Raw genomic sequence first — 19,548 nt, 5'->3', positions numbered from 1 at the left:
CACCCACCGCCCGGACGAACACCGGCGTCCTCCCCCGCCGGGTGGGCGGGGAAGGACGCCGGGTGTCGCGGTGCGCCTGGTCAGCCGATGGTGAGGTTGCCACCGGAGGCGGTCAGGGTGCCCTCCCGGGTCGACGCGCCGGTCCAGTCCGAGGAGAAGAGCAACCGGTCACCGTCCCAGACGGTGATGCCGATCCCGTCGCGGCGGCCCGGCTCGCCCCGGTCGGTGGCGGTCACCCGCATGGTCAGCCCGGTCGCCACCGCCACCGGGTCCTGCGCGGTGGAGATGTCGTACAGGGTGACCTGGTAGCGCAGGTCGGCGACCGGTTCCCCGGCCACCGTGACACCGAACGACTCCAGCGCGGTGCTCTGGAACTTGTACCGCTTGCCGCCCGACTTGTAGCCGACCTTCGCGCTGCCGACCAACTTCTTGCCGTTGTTGATCCGGCCGTCCAGGGTCACCTCGATGCGCCGGTCGTCGTCGAGCGGGTAACCACCGGCGGTGGCCCCGCCCTTCAGGTAGCCCGAACCGGCGACCGACCGGCCGTACCCGCCGGCCACCGTGACGGTGGCCGTCGCGCTGCCGGTGTACGCCCCCGACACCGTGGCGGTGACCGGGTGCGCGCCGTGCGGCAGCACGGCGCGGCAACTGGCCGAGCCGTCGTCCGCCGCCGCGCCGAACGGCGTCGCGACCGCCGTGCAGAGGGTCTCGTCGCCCTCGGTGAAGGTCACCGTGGCGTTGCGGACGTCACCGCCGCCACCCCGGACGGTGGCCCGCAGCAGCACGCCGGTGGTGTCGGCGTCGTCCACCGGGGCGGCCAGGGCGTCACCGGTGTAGGTGACGGCGGCCGCGCGGACCTGGGTGATGGCGAGGTCGGCGTCGCTCAGGTCGAAGAAGACGTTGCCGACCGCCTCGATCTTCAGCCGGCCCCGGGCGGTGTCCACGTTCGGCAGGGTCACCGTCGCGGCGCCGGTGTTCGGCACGCTCTCCGCCAGCACGTGCGGGAAGGTCGCCCCGCCGTCGGTGGACAGCGAGATCCGCACCTCGCTCACGTTGATCGGGGCGGTGTCCGTGCCGGCCACGTCCCAGGTGACGGGCATGGTGCCGCCGCCCAGGTGGGCCGCCGGCGTGGCCTGCGAGGTGACCAGGAACGGGCCGGCCGCCGGGGCGAGGGTCAACGCCACGTCGGCGCTGCCGATGCCACCGCCACCGGGGTGGTGGTCCCGGCCGGTGAGCCGGAAGTGCAGGGTCCGGTCGTTGGTCACGCCGACCCAGTCGGCGGTGGGCAGGAACTCCGAGTAGCAGTCCACCGTCGCGGCGGGCACGTTGCTCGCCCCGCCGGTGGCCGGTGGGGCCGGCGCGGCCGGGCAGGCCCCGGTGGCGGCGTTGGTGTTGTTCGCGGCGATCTGGGTCAGGTCGGGGAAGTGCCGGGTCGGGTCGGTGCTCACCGCGTTCTCCCCCGGCGAGTGGTACTCCAGGGTGTCGGTCGGGCTGACCGCCGCCGCCTCGCCGAACTGGCGGAACAGCGGCCCGTTGGTCTTGGTGTTGTTGACCAGCGCGGTGCCGGTGCTGCCACCCCGGTCGTTCTGCTCCCACAGGTAGCTGACGGTGTCCCCGTCGACGTCGGTGGCGCTACCGGTCAGCGCGAACGGGGTCCGCGCCGGAATGGTGTGCGCCGCCGCCGGCACGGTGACCACGGGGGCCCGGTTGCCGGTCTGCGCGGTCTGGAAACCGTTGTTGCCGGCCGCGCCGCCCCGGGCGGTCTCACCGACGAAGCCGGTCATCCCGACGGTGTCGGTGAGACCGAGCGACGACACGTCGACCCCGGCCAGCGGGCCCGCACCGAAGGTGACCTGGAAACCGGTGTCGTTCGGCGCGCCCAGCCCACCGAAGGCCGTCACGCTGACGGTGGCCCCGGCCGGCCAGCCGGTGATCGCCTCGATGGCGGCCTTGATCCCGGCCGCGGTGTAGTTGCCGCCGCGCACCACCGGCACCGACGACTGCCCCGCGTAGCTGATGCTGAACGCGTCACCGTCGGTGTCGAAGCCGGACAGCGAGACGGTCTGCACCTCGTTGAGCGCCGCCCGGGTGCCGGTGACGAACGTGCTGATCTCGGTGTAGCTGCGCTGCGACCAGTACGGGTCGCTGTGCGGCTGGAGGTTGTCCTGCTGGCAGATGCCCGCGTACGCCATGATCGACGAACCGCTGCCCGGCTCGTAGGAGTTGGCGGCGCTACGGTTGCCGCCGGAGCAGTTGTACTGGGTGCCGTTGAAGGTGTGGTTGCCGGCGAACTGGTGGCCGATCTCGTGTGCCACGTAGTCGACGGCGTAGAAGTCACCGACCGGGGTGGGCAGGCCCGTGCAGCCGCGCGCCTTGCCGTCCAGGCCGACCACGCCGAGGCCGGCGACGCCGCCACCGGGCAGGCCCAGGCCGATGTGCCCGACGTCGTAGTTGCCCGCGCCGACGAGCTGGCCCAGCACGATCCGGTTGCGGTTGAGCAGCGAGCTGGTGCACGACGAGATCTGCGTGGGGGTGTAGCAGGCCGCCGTGCCACAGGGCCCGTTCGCCTCGGTGGCCAGGGCTGCGGTGTTCAGGTTGGTCTTGTCGGTGTCGTTGACCAGCACCAACCGGATCGCCGTCTCGTCCTCGTAGATCTGGGTGACCCGGTTGATCAGGGTCACCTTCGCCGCGGTGACGTTCTCCGCGCCGAAGAAGGTGGCGTACGACGGGTCGGTGACCAGGGCCAGCCGGTAGGTGCGCAGGGTGACCGGCGGACCTGCCGGCTCGTCCGCGGTCACCTCCGGCGTCAGCGCCCCGGCCGCCGCCGCGACGTCCTCCCGCTCCACCATGGCCGGGTCGGTGTCGAGCAGGTCGCGGGCGTAGTAGCTGGCGTAGACGCTCTGGTCGCCGTGGTAGTACGGGTCGAGGTACCAGCTGCCGCCGGTCGACCGGACCGAGGCGTGGAAGCCCAGCGGGGTCAGGTCGGCGCGGATGGTCGCCGTCGGGTCGTCCAGGCCCCGGCCGACGTACGTGCTGATCTCGGGATGCCGGGCGGCGAGCCCCGGCTCCATCACCGGCGAGTCGACCAGGGCGAACCGCTGGAAGCCCCCGGTGGGGGTGGGCAACGCGACGGTCAGCGCCGACTGCGACCGTCGGGCCGTACCGGCCCGCTCGGCCGGCACGTCGGCCAGGGTGTCGGCCAACGCGGCCCGGTCCAGGGTGTACGCGGTGAACCGCTCCGCGCGGATGTCGGGGGTACGCCCGTCCCGGGCGTTGGCCGACGGCTCGCTCGGCAGCTGCCGCCAGGGGCCGGAGCCGGCCGGCGCGGCGACCGCCGCGGTGCCGCCGGTCAGCGGCAGCGCGGTGGCGACCAGCACCGCGGCGAGGAGCCCGGCCAGTCGGCGGCGGCCGCGACCAGCGGGATCGGGGGGTGGAACCGTCATCGAGTGGGCCTCACTTCACCAGGTAAGAGGAACGGGCCGGATGGCGTGGCGTTCGTGGGCCACGCCGGGCTGTCCCGGAGAAGCACACGCTATGACGGGTCCCCTGTCGACAGACATCATCCGTAAAGTCGACGCGGCGGCGAAGCACGGCGGTGTAAGCGGTCCTTGATGGATCCCGGCGCGGTGGGCAGGTGACCAGGGACCGGTGCGTCGTGGTCGGACGCCCGCTGGCCGTGGCGGGGCGACACCGGCCCGCCGACGCGGGCGCGGCCGGGACATTTGTCCTGGCCGGACGGGTATCGCCGGCTCTGCCCTCGGCGGCCCCGGCTGCCTAGCGTGACGGGCATGGATGACACCGCGGTACGCCTGACCGGGCTCACCCGGCGGTTCGGCCCCGTCCGGGCCGTCGACGGGATCGACCTGACCATCGCGTCGGGCAGCACGGTCGCCCTGCTCGGCCCCAACGGCGCCGGCAAGACGACCACCATCTCGCTCCTGCTCGGACTCGCCCCACCCGACGCCGGAACGGTGACGCTGTTCGGCCGGTCACCGGGCGAGGCGGTCCGGGCCGGCCAGGTCGGGGCGATGGTGCAGGACGGCGGTTTCGTCCCCGGTGCCACGGTGCGGGACCTGGTCGCACTCGCCCGGGGGCTGTATCCCCGGCCGCTGGACACCGCCCGGGTGCTCGCGCTGGCCGGGCTGACCGACCTGGCCGACCGCCGGCTGGACCGGCTCTCCGGCGGTGAGACGCAGCGTGCCCGGTTCGCCTTCGCGTTGGCCGGTGACCCGGACCTGCTGGTCCTGGACGAGCCCAGCGCGGCGCTGGACGTCGCCGCCCGGCAGGCGTTCTGGACGGCGATCCGCCGGTACGCCGCCGACGGTCACACCGTCCTGTTCAGCACCCACCATCTGCACGAGGCCGACGAGTACGCCGACCGGGTGGTGCTGCTGGCCGGCGGTCGGGTGGTGGCCGACGGCCCGCCCGCCGAGATCCGGGCGGTGGCCGGCGGCCGAACGGTGGCCTTCGACCTCGCCGACGGGTCGGTGGCGGGCCTCGACCTGCTGCCCGGCGTCCGGTCGGTGCAGGTCCGGGGCGGTCGGGTGGCGCTCACCACCGACGACGCCGACGCCACCGTGCTGGCCCTGGCCGCCGACCGGGGCTTCCGGGGCCTGGAGGTCACCGGCGTCGGGCTGGAGGCGGCCTTCCTCACCCTCACCGGCGCGGAAGGGAATCACTGACATGCGCGCCTATCTGCGCTTCGAGCTACGTCGCCTGGCCCGGGACCCGCGGCTGGCGCTGTTCACCGTGCTGGGCCCGGTCGTCACCTACGTGATCTTCTCGGGCCTGCTTCCGGCGGGCGACCGGCTGGAGGGCGTCACCGCCGCCGCCGCGCTCATGGTCGGCCTGGCCGGCTACGGCGCGATGGCCGGGGTGCTCTCGGTGGGCTCGTCGGTGGCCCAGGAACGCGCGGTGCGCTGGCTGCACCAACTGCGGGTCACCCCGCTGTCCCCCCGCCGGGTGGTCGCGGTGAAGGCCCTGGTCAGCACCGTGAGCGGGGTGCCGTCGCTGGTCGCGGTGGGTATCGCCGGACGCCTCCAGCACCACGTCGAGCTACCCGCCGGCAGGTGGGCGGCCCTGCTGGTGCTGATGTGGGTCGGCACGGTGCCGTTCGCGCTGCTCGGGCTCGCCATTGGGTACGGCCTCACCCCGCAGCTCGCCCAGCCGGTCAACTTCCTCGCCTTCCTCAGCCTGTCGGTGCTCGGCGGACTGCTGGTGCCGGCGGCGTACTTCCCCGACCTGCTGCGGCACCTGGCACACACGCTGCCGACGTACCGGTTCGCCGAACTCGGTTGGCGTACGGCGGCCGGCCTTACCCCCGATCCGACCGGACTGGCGGTGCTCGCCGGGTGGACGGTGGCCTTCGGGGTGCTCGCCGCGGTGGCGTACCGCCGGTCGACCGCGCGTCGCTGAGCTCCCGCTACGGTGTCGACCATGCCCGGTGCCACGATCGCGGCCCCCGCCACCGGCCGCCGCCGGCGGCGGGGACTCCTGCTGGTGGCGTCGCACACGCTCTGGTTCTGGCTGCTGCTGCCACCGTCCACCGCGATCGTCCAGGGGCAGGTACGCCCGACGGCGGTCGCGGCGGTCGGGCTGGTCACCTTCGCGCTGCTCTACCTCGCGCTGGTGGCGGTGCCGGTGGCCGACCTGGTGGTGCCGCCCGTGCTGTTCCACCTCGGCCTGCTGGTGTTCGCGGCGCTCGGGGTGGGCCTCGCGGGCGCGTACGCCGGTGGCCCGCAGGGCTGGCTGATCCTGCTGACGTACGTCGCGACGGCCGGTGCGGTCGGGCTGGTCCGGCCGAGCCGGGGGTTCGCCTGGGTAGGCGGCAGTGCCGCTGCCGTCCTGATGATCGGGGTGGCGCACCGGGTGCCGGTCGGTGACATCGCCGCCTCGGCACTGATCACGGTGCTGGCAGGCACCATGACCCTGGCCTTCACCCGGACGGCCCGACTGGTGGCGGAGCTGCGCCGCACCCAGCAGGAGCTGGCCCGGACGGCGGTCGAGCAGGAGCGGCTACGGTTCGCCCGGGACCTGCACGATCTCCTCGGCCACACACTGTCACTCGTGGTGGTGAAGGCGGAGGTGGTGCGCCGGCTCGTCCCGACCGATCCGGGGCGGGCAGCGGCAGAGGCCCGGGACATCGAGCGCATCGGCCGTACCGCGCTCGCCGAGGTACGCGAGGCGGTCACCGGCTACCGGGACCGCAGCTTCGATCGGGAACTGGACGGTGCCCGGACCGCCCTCGCCGACGGCGGAATCACCGTCACCGTGCGGCAACCCGGCCGGCCGCTGCCGGTGGAGGCGGACGACGCGTTCGGCTGGGTGCTGCGGGAAGGAGTGACGAACGTGCTGCGGCACAGCCGTGCGTCGCGTTGCGAGATCGAGGTGCGCGCCGACGCCGAGGAGTCGGTGCTGACCATCGGCGACGACGGTGTCGGCGGCCGGCCCGAGCCGGGCAACGGCCTGCGGGGTCTCACCGAACGGCTCGCACGGGCGGGCGGGGAACTGCACGTCACCTCCGTCCGTGGCGGCGGTGTGCGGCTCACCGCCCGGATTCCCACCGGCACGCACGGGGCGGCGCGCGGATGATCCGGCTGCTGCTCGCCGAGGACCAGGGCATGATGCGCGGCGCACTGGCCCTGCTGCTCAACCTCGAACCCGACATGGAGGTGGTGGCCGAGGCCGGCACCGGCACCGCCGCGTTGGCGGCGGCCCTGCGGGTCCGCCCCGACGTGGCCCTGTTGGACATCGAGATGCCCGCCGGCAGCGGGCTGGACACCGCGGCGGCGTTGCGGCAGCAGCTGCCCTCCTGCCGGGTCCTGATCCTCACCACGTTCGGGCGGCCCGGCTACCTGCGCCGGGCGATGGAGGCCGGGGCGCGGGGATTCCTGGTCAAGGACGGGCCGGTGGAGGAGTTGGCGGTGGCGGTCCGCCGGGTGCTCGCCGGTGAGCGGGTGATCGATCCGGCGCTGGCGGCGGCGGCCCTGGCGACCGGCCCGAACCCGCTCACCGAACGGGAACGGGAGGTGCTCGTCGCCGCCGTTGACGGTGCCACGGTGGCTGACGTCGCCGCCCGACTGCACCTGTCGGAGAGCACGGTCCGCAACTACCTGTCGGCTGCGATCGGCAAGACGGGCACCCGCAACCGGATCGAGGCGGCCCACACCGCCCGCGCCAACGGCTGGCTCTGACCGCCCCTGGCCCGGGGTGCCGGTGTCAGCCGGCTGGTCGATCGCCCCGGATGCGGGCGTGCAGGTGCATGTCGTGCCGACCGTCGGCGTGCACGGCGTCGCTGCGCTTGGTGCCCTCCAGCAGGAACCCGGCGCGCAGCGCGGTCCGGCAGGAGGCGACGTTACGGGTCGAGTGGTCCAGGTGCAGCCGGTGGAAGCCCGCCCCGTCCAGCGCCCAGTCGCCAAGCGCCGTCAACGCCCGGGAGGCCACCCCCGCCCGGCGGGCGGCGGGAAGCACCCAGTACGCGCACCCGGCGACACCGTCATCGAGATCCATACTGGTCAGGGCGATCCGGCCGAGCACCTCGACGCCGTCGCGGGTCACCGCCCAACTGGCACCGGTCTCCCGCGCCCAGGCCTGCTGGTATTCCACGAACCACTGCCGGACCTGACTCTCGGAGGCCGGATGACGGGTGTGCCAGTGCCGGATCTCCGGATCCCGGTAGGCGGCCAGGAACACCGGGGCGTCGGACGGCTCCCAGGGACGCAGGACCAGGCCACCCGGCGCGGTGAGGGTCGGCTGCACACCGGCGGCGACGGCCCCGGCGGGGATGGCCGGTGGTGTGGAAAGAGGGACCCGCACGCCTCATCCTCCCCCGCTGCCGTGGGCCGGTGTCAAACTCCGCCCGGCACGTCGACGTCGACGTCGACGCGGGCGAGGTCCCGGTGGGCGGCGAGGCGTTGCGCCTGCGCGACGATGGCGTCGTGGACGGCGGCGGACAGCTTCCGCCATGGCTGGACGGCGAGTGTCAGCGCCCGGCCGGTCTTACGGGGCCGCCAGGTGCCGACGATCTCACCACCGGCCAGGACGGCGCCGGGGCGGCCCAGCACCGGCCACAACTGCTTGGCGTGGGCCGCGTCCGGCACCAGGGTCGCCCGGTCCCGCGCCTGCAGGAACAGGTCGAACGGGCCGAGCAGGCGCACGGCCGTGGTGTCGGCGGCACCGGCGAGCGCCGGCTCGTCGGCGGCGAGCAGCGAGCGGGCCTCCCCGTCGACCCGTACCTCGACCACGTCCTGCGGCCAGCGGGCCCGCACGTCCCTGACCGGGGCGTCGAGGTAGTCGGCGACCTGCTTGGGGGTGGCCGGGCCGAGCAGCCGCAGGTAGGCGCGGACCAGGTCGAACCGGTCGCCGGGCGGGGCGGGGCGGGTGAACCCGGGGATGTGGTGCAGGACCGGTGGCGAGGTGCCGGGGCGCAGCTCCAGCCCGGCCCGCACGGCCGCCAGCCGGAACGGCATCTCGTAGAGGTGGGTGGCGGCGCAGGGGCGGCAGAACCGCAGGTAGGGCTCGGGCAGCAGCGCAGCCAGCCGCCCGGAGACGTCGCCCTTGACCGTCGGGGTGGTGACCACGTCCCGCATCCGCGCCGCCACCTCGTCGAGGGCGGCCAGGATGCCGATGCCGGCGGCCTTCAGCGGCCGGGCGGCGTCGTAGATGCGTTTGGCCGCGTCCGCTTCGGAGTACGGCGCGACCGCCCCCGCCACCTCGGCCACGTCGGCGCGACGGTAGAGGTGCGGCGCACCGCGCGCGGTCCAGAGCAGGATCAGGTCGTCCGCGACCGGGGCCGTCACCTCGACCCCGCGCAGCGCGAGGGCCCACCGGCCGCCGTCCGGGCCGGTGTCCTGCACCCCGAGGTCGAGCACGGCGGTGTCCGCCAGCGTGCTCTCGGCCCGGTCGAGTTGCTGTGCGCGGGCGCGGAAATGCAGCACCTGCCGCCGGTCGATCATCCGGTCAGCCTAGGCGGCACCCCCGACAGAACTCGGCACCGTAGCCCACCGGCACGCCGATCAGCAGTCGGTTCAGCCGGGCGCCCAGCGCCAGTTCGGTGCCGGCCGGGGCCGGGGCACCGCAGGCGCTACCGTCGGCCGCCGTCGAGGTAGCGCAGCACCGCGGTGACCCGGCGGTCGGCCCGGTCGTCGGGGGGCAGCTGGAGCTTGGCGAAGATGCTGCGGATGTGCTTGTGCACCGCGCCCTCGGTGACGTACAACCGCTCGGCGATCGCCGTGTTGCCGAGCCCCTCGGCCATCAGCCCCAGCACCTCGCGCTCACGCGGCGACAGCTCTCCCAGTGCCGCGTCCGGCCTGCGGTGGCGGGCCAGAAACTGCCCCACCACCTCCGGGTCGATCACACTGCCGCCGTCGGCGACCCGGTGCAGCGCGGCGAGGAACTCCTCGACCCGACCCACCCGCTCCTTCAACAGGTAGCCGAGCCCGACCGCACCGACCGAGAACAGGTCGGTGGCGAACGCCTGCTCCACGTACGCCGAAAGGACCAGCACCGCGAGGCCGGGCTGCCGGCGACGGGCCTCCACCGCGGCCACGATGCCCTCGTTGGTGTGCGTCGGCGGCATCCGCACGTCCACGATCGCCACGTCCGGCGCGTACGCGTCGACCGCGGCCAGGAACTCACCCGGGTTGCCCGCCGTGGCGACCACGTCCAGGTCCTCCGCCCGCAGCAGCAGCGCCAGCCCCTCCCGCAGCAGCGGGTCGTCCTCGGCGATCACGATCCGCACGGCAACTCCACCTCCAGTCTCGTCGGCCCACCCTTGGTGCTGGTCAGGGTCATCCGGCCGTCGTACGCCCCGACCCGCCGACGGATGCCGGTCAACCCCGAGCCGCGCGTCTCGTCGACGTCGCCGCGCCCGTCGTCCTCGACGGTCACCGACAACCGGCCCTGCTCGCGGCGTACGGTCACGTCGACCCGACCCGCGCCGCTGTGCCGGACCACGTTGGTCAACGCCTCGGCCACCACGAAGTAGGCGGTGGCCTCCACCGAGACGGCGCAGCGTACCGGCACGTCGACCGTGAGCCGGCAGGGCACCGCGCAACTGCCGGCCAGCCCGGCCAGGGCACCGGCGAGGCCCCGGTCGTCCAGCACGGGCGGCAGGATGCCCCGCACCACGGTACGCAACTCGCCGAGCGCCTGTTCCGCCGCGTCCTGCGCCCGCCCGAGGATCTCGTCGGCCCGGTCCGGGTCCCGCCGCACCGCCCGGCGGGCCGCCCCCAGCAGCACGTTGACCGCGACCAGCCGGTTCTGGGTGCCGTCGTGCAGGGCACGTTCGATGCGACGCAGTTCCACCGCGTGGGCGTCCAGCGCCGCAGCCCGGGTGGCGGTCAACTCGGCGACCCGCAACGACAGGTCGATGCCCGGCGGCGGAGGCAGCAACCACCGTCCCGGCCGGGCCTGGAGGCGGGCCAACGGCGGACCGAGCGCGACCACGGCGACCAGCCAGCCCAACCCGAGCAACCCGACCAGGAGTGCCTCGGCCGGCCCGTCGATGCGCCACCAGACGATCCCCGGCGCCCCCGCCCCGGGCGGCAGCAGCCGGTACCACAGCGGGAACGTGAGGTCCTGCACGGCGTAGAGCGGCAGAGCGAGGCCGAGCAGCCCGCTGGCCAGGCCGGTGACCGCGTGCAGCGCGACCCAGCCGAGTTCCCGCCGGACGAACGGGTCGCGCACCGCCACCCGCAGCTCGGCCGGCACCGGGCCCGGGGCGGGGAGCTGCGTGCCCCAGCGGGACAGCCGGACACGCTCGCGGTCGGCCACCGAGCGTACCGCCCGCAGCGCGCCGGGTGCCGCCGGCAGCCCCACCCAGACCAGGCAGGCCGTCGCGACGAGCAACACCCACAGCAGCGCAGCCAACGCCAACAGTGCGGTGGCCAACCCGCCGACGAGGTGTTCGAGGGCGTCGACCGAGGCACGAGCCCGGTCCCGCAGGTGTGTCATCGGAAGACCTCCCGCGCCAACATAGGCCACCGGGCGGGCGGCCCGGCACCGTCGGCGCGGAAAGTAGCGCCTGCTGTACCGCCGCCGGTCGCGCTGGCGGGATCGTGCCCGACCCACCGCCACGCCTAGCGTCAACCTGGTCGAACACCCGCCGCCCGAGGAGGCAGCCATGACCGATCCGTACCGCATCGCCGACGCCCCGACCAAGCCGGAAGCCGACCTGCTCCGCCCGCTGCTGTGGCTGGTGCTGGTCGTCAGCCTCGCCGCCAACGCGGCGCTGACGACCGTGTTCGACAACCAGTGGGCCGGCTCCGCCTGCGGCCTGCTGGCGGTGCTCTGCGCCGGGACGCTGCTCGCCCGGCACCGCCGCGCCCGGTGACCGGCGCACGGGACGCGGGCCCGCCCCTCCCCGGCCACGGGGCAGGGGATGGGCCGGCCGCCTCCGCCGGCCGGCGCTCAGCGGCCGTCGGGGGCGGCGCGGAGGGTGAGCACGTAGCTCGCGGTGAGCGCGACGACCCGGTCGTCGTCCCCGGTCAGCCCGGCCAGGGCCCCCGACGTCGTGTCCCCCGGGATGTCCGCGAGCGCCTGGATCAGCCGACGCCGTGCCGACGCCCCGAGATCTGCCTGGGTGAGCAGGCCGATCAGGCGCGCGGCGATCCGCTCCGCCGTGGCGGGATCGGTCGCCAGCGCGCTCAGCGCGTCGGCGGCGTCGACGTCGTTCACCTCGGCGACGACCATGTCGACGAGCGTCGGCACGGCGTCGGGCTCGCCACGGACGCCGAGCGCCAGCGCCGCGTACCTGCCGACCACGGGGTCCGGGTGGCGCAGGGCGTCGCGGAGCAACGCGGTGGCGTCCCCACCCGGGATCTCGACGATGGCCCGGACGGCACGTTCCCGCACCCCGGCCTCGGGTGCGTCGAGCCCCTCCGCCAGCAGGGGCAACCCGTCGACGCCCAGGTGGGCGAGCGCCCAGCGCAGCGCCCCGGCGACGTTCGGGTCGGACTCGTCCAGCACCGCCGTGACCAGTGCCTCCACCGGCACCGGTACCTCACCGACCGAGGCCAGCGCCGCGCGTTGACGCTGCTCCGCGCGCGGTGAGCCCAGGTCGCGCAGGAGCGCGACGACCTGCAGGACGTCCTGCCAGTCGGCGGGCCCGGCGGCGTCGATCCGCCGGAGGCGGGTGAGCAGCTCCCGCTCCGCGGTGATGCGCGCCCGGGTCTGCCGGATGAGGTCGTCGACGAGTTCCGCAGGGGTGAAGGCGGGGTCGTCGAGCGCCCGTCCCACCGCCCGCAGTGACAACCCCAGCGAGCGCAGGCTCTCGATGTGGAAGATCCGGCGAAGGTCCGCGCCGGAGTACTCGCGGTAACCGACGCCGCTACGACCGGTCGGTCGCAGCAGTCCGAGCGACTCGTAGTGCCTGAGCATCCGGGCGCTGACCCCGCAGCGTCGCGACACGTCACCGATCAGCACCGCCTCACCCCGGCCCGCCGGTCCCGCCGAGCGCCACGATGCGCGTCGCCTCCCCGAGGGAGAACTCGAATCCGGCGTCCGGGTCGCGCAACAGCCGCTGCGTGGCGGCCGCGTGCGCGCGTACCCGGGGATCCGGATGCGTCCCGGCGGCGTGCAGGACCGGCGGGACGACCTCGCCGAGCGCGGACAACGCCCGGCTGAGGCTCAGCCACGTCGCCCGGTCGCCCCGCCCGAGCTGGGTGGCCAGCACCTCGGCCAGTCCGGACCCCGCGCCGTCGGGCACCAGGGCGACCGCCGCCCGCCAGGCGCTGCGTGCCACCTCGTCGTCGGGGTCGGTCAGCAGGGCCCGGGTGATCGCCGGCCAGGCCCGCCGGTCCCCGATCTTGGACAGCGTGTGCAACGCCTGACTGCGGGTCTGCGCCCGGGTCGACCCCAGGGCGGCGACGAGCCGGGGCACCGTCGCCTCCGGCGGGTGACGGGTGAGCGCCCAGGTCAACATCTCGCGGACGGAGAAGTCCGGTTCGGTCCCGCAGCGGGCGACGAGCGGGTCGACGAAAGCCGGGTCGGGGGTGGTGCCGACCGCCAGCGCGGCCCGCAGCCGCACCGACGGGTCACCACTCGCCAGCCCCCGCAGCGCCCGCGTCGGGTCCACTTCCGATCTGGTCATCCGGACCACCTCCCCGACGCAGTGTCGACCCTGACACCGTGTCAGGGTCAACCGGAGTCCCGCTGCGTCCGCCCGATCCGACGGGTGTCCGCCGGGTCACCGGGGCCGGCGCAGGACGACCGGTGGACCGAACCGGACCGGCACGCCGGGTGAGTACAGCATGCTGACCGGCGGTCCGGTCGGCGCCGGCAGTCCGGCGGCGGTGACCAGTTCGTCGTCCAGGTGCAGCAGCTCGGCCCGGTGCAACGGCCACTGCGGATGCCAGTTCGGCAGGTGCAGGGTGCGCCCGTACGCCCGGGTGTGCAGGCCCCACCGGGCGGTGAGGAAGTGCTCCAGCGGGGTCGGCCGGTGGATCGGCGCACCCACCCGGACCACCATCCGGCTGGTCGTCCCGGCCGGCCCTGGCCAGCGCCGACGACACCGGTAGCTGCGCAGGTCACCGTCGTGGTCCAGGCGCATCGCCGACCACAGGTACGGCAGCCCCAGGGTGACCCGGGCGACCAGCACCGGGATCAGCCGGGACGCGTCGAGGGACCGGAACACCACGGCCCGCCGACCGGCCTGGTCCACCGAGTAGAGCCGCACGTTGGTCTCCCGGAAGGTCCCCAGGTACGGCACGGCGGGCCCCCGGCCGAAACCGAGGCCGACCATTCGGAAGCCGATCAGTCCGACGTGGGTGGTTCCGTCGACGGTGTCCGGACGGGTACCGGCCGGCAGCAGCGGCGCGACGAGTTCCGGGGCGACCGCCCAGTGCAGGAAGGTCAGGTCCGCCCACCGCTGGCGCAGCAGCGTACGGGGGAACGTCTGGACGGGTGCGGGGACGACCGGTTCGATCTGCACGCACCCATCCTGCTCCACCGCCCCGGCCGGTGGGACGGGACGCTCCTATGGCGTGTCAAGTGGGTGGGGTGGGTTTTCGAGGCGTCGGTAGAGGTCTCGGGCGATGTAGCGCTTGAGGCAGCGTTTGATCTCTCGGTCGGTTTTGCCTTGGGCTCGGCGGCGGTCGGCGTAGGCGCGGGTGCGTTCGTCGTAGCGCAGTCGGGACAGTGCGACGGTGTGTAGTGCGCGGTTGAGTTGCCGGTCGCCTGAGCGGTTGAGGCGGTAACGGGTGGTCTTGCCGGAGGAGGCGGGGATCGGGGCGGTGCCGGCGAGCATGGCGAACGCGGCGTCGTTGCGGCAGCGTCTGGGGTGGGACCAGGCGGTGAGTACGGTAGCGGCGACGATTGGTCCGACGCCGGTGAGGTCGAGCAGGTCGGGCCGCCAGGAACGCACGATCGCGCGGATCGCCGTTTCGTGGCCGGCGGCTTCTGCTTCCAGTGTCCGGATGCGTCGGGCGAGGTCACGCAGCACTGTCAGCGCGGTGGTGGCCTCAATGTCACCGCTGGTGGTGGTGGGTCGCAGCCGGCTGGCGGTGGTGATCATCGCGCGGGTGCTCTGCCCGCGGAAGCGGGTGCGTACTGCCTCCGGGGCGGTGATGACCATCGCGTGTAGCTGCCGTTGTGCGGCGGTGGCGGCTTCGACAGCCGCTCTGCGGGCGGTCAGTCGCATCTGTAACGCGGCCCGCTGAGGCCCGGTTTTGGGCTGCGCCAGTGTGGTGCGGGCCAGGGCGTCGCGGGCGGCGCGTTCGGCGTCGATCGGGTCGGACTTCGCCCCGGCCCGGCGGGCGGGCCGCTTCGGGCGGTCCAGCTCGATGACCAGCTCACCGGCATCGGCCAGGTGGCGGTGAAGGCCGGCGCCGTAGCCGCCGGTGCCTTCGAGTGCCCAGGCCCGCAACCCCGACTGCCCATCGGCCAGGGCCACCAGCTCAGCGTAGCCGTCGGGATCGGTGCTCACCGTGACCCTGGCCAGGACCCCGCCGGTGCGGGTGTCGAGCACGGCGGCGGTGTGGGTGTCTTTGTGGGTGTCGACGCCGATGACGACCTCGACCAGATCTGCCAGCATGGACATGCGTTCTCTCCAAACCGTGGGGACGCAAGGGTCCGGTCCGGTGCGGAGATGGCAGGACTGTGATGAGACACGCCAGCCGCTAACTGGCGGTCAAGCTCCTGATCAGGCCAAACGTCTCCCGCCGGGTCGGACGCCGGCAGTAGCAGACGGACAAGTCCGGCCGAAGGCACGAAACCAGTCAGGCGAAGGGTCACACCTGCTACTGCCGACCATCAGCTCACCACTGATGAACCGACCCCGCCATGCTCACAGTCAGCGGAGGGTCCGTCGGCCCGTCTGCCCGGCGACGGTGGACGAGGGGGCGGCGGAGCGACGGGCGACGACGAGCCCGAAGGCGGCGGCGGTGAAGAACATGAGGCTGCCGTAGACCACCGACGGCATGGCCATCGTGGCGTTGTCGAGCAGGGTCGGACTCATCCCGATGGTGATGGCCAGGGTGGCGTTGTGCAGGCCGATCTCGAAGGATGAGGCGACCGAGTCCCGGTGCCCGGCCCGCAGCAGCCGGGGCGCGAGGTAGCCGACGGCGAGGCTGGTCAGGTTGAACAGCACCACGACCCCGATGAGCTCCCCGAGGGTGGCCAGCACGTCGTCCTTGATGCCGGCCACCGCCCCCACGATGATCACCGCCAGGACGAGCACGGAAATGATCTTCACCGGGCGCTCCATCCGCAGGGCGAAGGCGGTGAACCGACGCCGCAGTAACATCCCGATGGCGATCGGGATCAGGACCAGCGCGAAGACCTGCACCACCTTGCCGAACTGGAGGCCGATCGTGCTGTCCGCACCGACGAAACCGGCCACCGACAGGTTGACGATCAACGGGAGGGTGAACAGGGCCAGCACCGAGTTGATCGCGGTCAACGACACGTTGAGCGCGACGTTGCCCCGGAACAGGTGGCTGTAGAGACCGGCGGTGCTGCCGCCCGGCGAGGCGGCGAGCAGCATCATCCCCACCGCCAGCTCCGGGCGCAGACCGAAGGCGGCCACCAGGCCCAGGCAGATCGCCGGCAGGACCAGCATCTGGCAACCCAGGCAGATCAGCACCACCCGGGGCTGGCGGGCCACCAGGCGGAAGTCCTCGACGGTCAGGCTGAGACCGATGCCCAGCATGACGATGCCGAGGGCGACCGGAAAGAGGGCGAGCGACAACCCGGAACCCATGACCCACCACCCTGCCCCACGGGATTGACGTCTTTCACTGCATCCTGGCAGCGGCCAGCCCCGCCGGTCATCTCGCCGCATGCTCATCCACTCCCGACGGCCGGTGTCGAGTAGCCGACGGTCGCCCGGGGTGAACGGCTGCGCACGCCTGACATGATTACTCCATGTCAGCGTCTGACCACACCGAAGACGCCGCCGTCGACCCGGCGCGTCGCACGCAGGACCGCCCCGCCGACCAGGAGCACCCCGCCGACCAGGAGCACCCCGCCGGACAGGAGCGCCCCGCCGGACAGGAGCGCAGCGCGCAACAGCAACGGGCAGTCGACGCCGAACCCGCCCGCCCCGACGACCGGGACGGCAACTCCGGTCCCCCTGGCAGCAGCGCGGACGAGCCGCCGGTCGACGCCCGACCGACGCGCCGACAACGACTGGTCCGGTCCATTCCGACCGTCGTCGCCGTCCTCGCCGGGGCGGTGGGGGTGGTGGGCGGTGTCGTGACGTTGATCCCGCACCGGCCCCCGTCCTCGCCTTTCGCCGAGTCGGCCTTCTCCGAGTCGTTCAACTCGCCGCTGGCCGACCCGCAGGAAGCCGACCGGTACTACGCGAGTTGGACCGACCCCGACGGCGACCGCGATCCGGACGACGCCTGGACCACCCAGGTGGACACCGGCAACGGCCTGTTCCGGCTCACCAACCGGGCCGACCGCAACGCCGTGCGCTACCACTGGGTCAGCGTCCGGGACCACCGCACCGGCACGGCGCTCGACGCCGCCGACCGACCGGTCACCGTCGACGTCCGGATTCCCGAGCACGGCACCCCGGCAAGCTCGGCGGGCCTGCTCTACCGGACCACCGAGCAACCCCGGGCGTACTACGCCTTCCTGGTCTCGCCCGACGGCACCTACTCGTTCGCCGTCCGTCGGCCGAGCGGCGGCGGACTGTCCTACCGGTTCACCGAGGCCTCGGACCGGATCCGGCCCGGCGGCTGGAACCGGATCGGGATCGTCGGCCACGGCGACCGGCTCGACCTCTACCTCGACGACACCCGGGTCAAGACGGTGCCGGCGGAGGAACTGACCGACGGGCAGAGCGGCGTCATCGCGACGAGCACCGGCGTCTTCGAATTCGACAACTTTCAGCTCTACCGGTGACCGGCGGGACACGTGCCGGAGGGGACCGGAGGCCGGCGCACCGACAACTCGTCTCCGTGAACCGGTGACGGCACCGGGTGTCGGGTAGCTGACGCGACGTAGTCGGGTGCCCGCTAGAGGTGGGTACGGCATGAGCGGAGGGTGACAACAGCCGACCCGCCACTGCGAGACGAGGTAGTCATGCCCGTCACTCCGAGCTATCCCGGCGTGTACATCGAGGAAGTCGCGAGTTCCGTCCGCCCCGTCATCGGCGTGGCGACCGGGGTGACCGCCTTCGTGGGATACGTCCGGACCGGACCGGAGCACCGGGCCGTCCGGGTGAACACCTTCGGCGAGTTCGAACGCCGGTTCGGCGGGGCCGACCGGGACTCCGAACTCAGCCTGGCCGTGCAGCAGTTCTTCCGCAACGGCGGGGCCGCCGCCCTGGTCGTGCGGGTGCCCCGCGTCGACGCCCGGGCCGCCTCGGTGACCCTGCTGGACAAGGTCGGCGCCGGGGCGAAGTCCGCGCTGCTGCTGGACGCGACGAGCACCGGAGCGTGGGGCAGCGGACTACTCGTCGACGTCGACCACGACGGGGCCGCCGACGCCACGTCGTTCAACCTGACCGTCACCGACACCGCCACCGGCGACACCGAACGGTTCACCGGTCTGTCCGCCGACCCGACCAGCGCCGCGTACGCGGTGGCCCTGCTCAACGACCCGGACCGGGGTTCGGCGCTGGTCCGGGCACGGGCCGGGGCCGCCGGGGCGGGACGACCGGTACCCAGCGGCACGGTCGGCGCGGCGCTCGGCACGCCCACGGTGGACGCCGCCAAGAACTACCGGCTCACCGTGCAGCCCGACCGGCCCACCAAACCGGACCCGAACGACCCCGCCAAGACCGTGCCGGCGGTCGCCCCGGTGACCGTCACCGTGCTGACCAAGGGCGAGCGGCTGCCGTCCTCCCCGGCCGGGGTGGCCGCGCTGCTGCAGCGGAAGGTCAACACGGCGCTCGGCGCCGCCGACGGCGCGGCCGGCCTGCGGGTCCGGGTGGTACCCACCGCCGCCGGTGGGCTGCGCGTCCTCGGCGACGTGGACGCGTTGGTCGCCCCGGCGGCCGTGGACGCCGCCTTCACCGTCGCGGGGGTCACCCCCGCCGGTGACGTGGCCGACGGCGCGGCCCTGCTGGGCCTGTCAGGTGCTGCCACCAACGTGGGCCGGATCAGCCCGGTCGGCGTCAAGCGGCTCGGGCAGGGCGACCTGGTCACCGGTTCCGACGGCACCACCCTGCCCGGCACCGGCGCGCTGATCGGCAGCGAAGCCGCCTACACGGGCATCTACGCGCTGCTCAAGACCGACCTGTTCAACCTGCTCTGCATCCCCGACGCCACCCGCGCCAAGCACGGCGACCCCGGCGTCGTCGACAGCGGGCTGGACCCGGAGGCGGTCTGGTCGGCCGCCTACGACGTCTGCGAACGGCGGCGGGCGGTCCTGCTGGTCGACCCGCCGCCGGGAGTGGACGACCCGGACCGCGCCCTGGACTGGATCAACCAACTCGGGGTCAAGGGCCCCAACGCGGTGGCCCACTTCCCCCGGCTGCGCATCCCCGACCCCACCGACGGCTTCCGACCCCGCACCGTCGCCCCCGGCGGCACCCTCGCCGGCCTGTACGCCCGCCAGGACACCGAACGGGGCGTGTGGAAGGCACCGGCCGGCACCGAGGCACAGCTGCGGGGGGTGACCAGCCTGGTCTATCCGCTGACCGACGCCGAGAACGGTGTGCTCAACCCGTTGGGGCTCAACTGCCTGCGCACCTTCCCGGTGACCGGCACCGTCAACTGGGGCGCCCGCACCACCGCCGGCGCGGACGTGCTGGCCAGCCAGTGGAAGTACACCCCGGTCCGACGGCTCGCGCTCTACGTCGAGGAGAGCGTCTTCCGGGGCACCCAGTGGGCCGTCTTCGAGCCCAACGACGAGCCGTTGTGGTCACAGCTGCGGCTGAACCTGACGTCGTTCATGCAGGACCTGTTCCGCAAGGGCGCGTTCGCCGGGCGCACGCCGCGCGAGGCGTACCTGGTGCGGTGCGACGCGGAGACCACCACCAGCGACGACCGGGACCGCGGCGTGGTCAACGTGGTCGTCGGGTTCGCCCCGCTCAAACCCGCCGAGTTCGTGATCGTGCGGATCCAGCAGCTCGCCGGCCAGAGCCCGTCCTGAGAG

At 73.7% G+C, this 19,548-nt stretch carries 17 protein-coding genes; 7 read left to right on the top strand and 10 right to left on the bottom strand.

From position 1 onward, the window contains the following. Positions 1 to 80: 80 nt before the first annotated feature. Positions 81 to 3,443: a M12 family metallo-peptidase gene (locus tag ACQP2H_RS14720; RefSeq protein WP_433233198.1), complete on the bottom strand. Its 3,363-nt coding sequence runs from the start codon at positions 3,441 to 3,443 to the stop codon at positions 81 to 83. A gap of 345 nt (positions 3,444 to 3,788) precedes the next feature. Between ACQP2H_RS14720 and ACQP2H_RS14715 the strand changes: the two genes are divergently transcribed. The 4 genes from ACQP2H_RS14715 to ACQP2H_RS14700 are packed head-to-tail and all read left to right on the top strand — an operon-like array spanning position 3,789 to position 7,193. Further along, positions 3,789 to 4,682, top strand: coding sequence for an ABC transporter ATP-binding protein (locus ACQP2H_RS14715; protein ID WP_357533574.1), 894 nt, complete (start codon positions 3,789 to 3,791; stop codon positions 4,680 to 4,682). A gap of 1 nt (position 4,683) precedes the next feature. After that, a complete protein-coding gene (locus ACQP2H_RS14710; RefSeq protein WP_219461788.1) occupies positions 4,684 to 5,415 on the top strand; it encodes an ABC transporter permease in 732 nt (243 codons plus the stop codon). Positions 5,416 to 5,436: 21 nt separating this feature from the next. Continuing rightward, positions 5,437 to 6,591: a sensor histidine kinase gene (locus ACQP2H_RS14705; protein ID WP_357533576.1), complete on the top strand. Its 1,155-nt coding sequence runs from the start codon at positions 5,437 to 5,439 to the stop codon at positions 6,589 to 6,591. Continuing rightward, positions 6,588 to 7,193 (top strand): response regulator transcription factor, encoded by a 606-nt coding sequence (locus ACQP2H_RS14700; RefSeq protein ID WP_219461784.1) that lies wholly within the window; start codon positions 6,588 to 6,590, stop codon positions 7,191 to 7,193. The genes ACQP2H_RS14705 and ACQP2H_RS14700 overlap by 4 nt, the downstream gene beginning before the upstream one ends. A 25-nt stretch (positions 7,194 to 7,218) precedes the next feature. On the opposite strand, the gene ACQP2H_RS14695 is transcribed toward ACQP2H_RS14700, so the two are convergent. The 4 genes from ACQP2H_RS14695 to ACQP2H_RS14680 all read right to left on the bottom strand — a co-directional run bounded on the left by ACQP2H_RS14695 (position 7,219) and on the right by ACQP2H_RS14680 (position 10,953). Then, the gene (locus ACQP2H_RS14695; protein ID WP_219461782.1) at positions 7,219 to 7,815 is read right to left on the bottom strand and encodes a GNAT family N-acetyltransferase; all 597 of its coding nucleotides are present in this window, start codon (positions 7,813 to 7,815) and stop codon (positions 7,219 to 7,221) included. 32 nt (positions 7,816 to 7,847) lie between these two features. After that, positions 7,848 to 8,954, bottom strand: a complete 1,107-nt coding sequence (locus tag ACQP2H_RS14690; RefSeq protein WP_357533578.1) for a winged helix DNA-binding domain-containing protein — start codon at positions 8,952 to 8,954, stop codon at positions 7,848 to 7,850. A gap of 128 nt (positions 8,955 to 9,082) precedes the next feature. Beyond that, complete coding sequence (locus tag ACQP2H_RS14685; protein ID WP_208566070.1) at positions 9,083 to 9,739, bottom strand: response regulator; 657 nt, start codon at positions 9,737 to 9,739, stop codon at positions 9,083 to 9,085. Beyond that, entirely contained in the window at positions 9,727 to 10,953 is a 1,227-nt protein-coding gene (locus tag ACQP2H_RS14680; protein ID WP_219461778.1) for a sensor histidine kinase, read from the bottom strand. Before ACQP2H_RS14680 ends, ACQP2H_RS14685 begins: the two co-directional genes overlap by 13 nt. A 169-nt stretch (positions 10,954 to 11,122) precedes the next feature. Here ACQP2H_RS14680 and ACQP2H_RS14675 point away from each other — a divergent pair, with 169 nt between their 5' ends. Then, complete coding sequence (locus ACQP2H_RS14675) at positions 11,123 to 11,332, top strand: hypothetical protein (RefSeq protein WP_219461776.1); 210 nt, start codon at positions 11,123 to 11,125, stop codon at positions 11,330 to 11,332. Positions 11,333 to 11,409: 77 nt separating this feature from the next. On the opposite strand, the gene ACQP2H_RS14670 is transcribed toward ACQP2H_RS14675, so the two are convergent. The 5 genes from ACQP2H_RS14670 to ACQP2H_RS14650 form a co-directional block, all read right to left on the bottom strand. Continuing rightward, the gene (locus ACQP2H_RS14670; protein ID WP_219461775.1) at positions 11,410 to 12,423 is read right to left on the bottom strand and encodes a HEAT repeat domain-containing protein; all 1,014 of its coding nucleotides are present in this window, start codon (positions 12,421 to 12,423) and stop codon (positions 11,410 to 11,412) included. A gap of 4 nt (positions 12,424 to 12,427) precedes the next feature. Next, a complete protein-coding gene (locus tag ACQP2H_RS14665; RefSeq protein WP_219461772.1) occupies positions 12,428 to 13,090 on the bottom strand; it encodes a HEAT repeat domain-containing protein in 663 nt (220 codons plus the stop codon). Positions 13,091 to 13,186: 96 nt separating this feature from the next. Continuing rightward, positions 13,187 to 13,930 (bottom strand): YqjF family protein, encoded by a 744-nt coding sequence (locus ACQP2H_RS14660; protein ID WP_219461768.1) that lies wholly within the window; start codon positions 13,928 to 13,930, stop codon positions 13,187 to 13,189. 45 nt (positions 13,931 to 13,975) lie between these two features. Next, a complete protein-coding gene (locus ACQP2H_RS14655) occupies positions 13,976 to 15,037 on the bottom strand; it encodes an IS110 family transposase (RefSeq protein WP_219468313.1) in 1,062 nt (353 codons plus the stop codon). A 252-nt stretch (positions 15,038 to 15,289) separates the two neighbouring features. Continuing rightward, positions 15,290 to 16,198, bottom strand: coding sequence for a bile acid:sodium symporter family protein (locus ACQP2H_RS14650; RefSeq protein ID WP_219461766.1), 909 nt, complete (start codon positions 16,196 to 16,198; stop codon positions 15,290 to 15,292). A 164-nt stretch (positions 16,199 to 16,362) separates the two neighbouring features. Here ACQP2H_RS14650 and ACQP2H_RS14645 point away from each other — a divergent pair, with 164 nt between their 5' ends. Continuing rightward, a complete protein-coding gene (locus ACQP2H_RS14645; protein WP_433233192.1) occupies positions 16,363 to 17,349 on the top strand; it encodes a hypothetical protein in 987 nt (328 codons plus the stop codon). A 180-nt stretch (positions 17,350 to 17,529) separates the two neighbouring features. Continuing rightward, positions 17,530 to 19,545 carry a phage tail sheath family protein gene (locus ACQP2H_RS14640; protein ID WP_219461759.1) on the top strand — a complete coding sequence of 672 codons (2,016 nt, stop codon included), beginning with the start codon at positions 17,530 to 17,532 and terminating at the stop codon, positions 19,543 to 19,545. Positions 19,546 to 19,548 lie beyond the last annotated feature (3 nt).

The sequence above is a fragment of the Micromonospora sp. CA-248260 genome (genome assembly GCF_050942205.1).
GTDB lineage: Bacteria > Actinomycetota > Actinomycetes > Mycobacteriales > Micromonosporaceae > Micromonospora > Micromonospora antibiotica.
The sequence above is the reverse complement of the archived record's forward strand: the minus strand, read 5'-3'. Positions and strand labels throughout refer to the sequence as shown.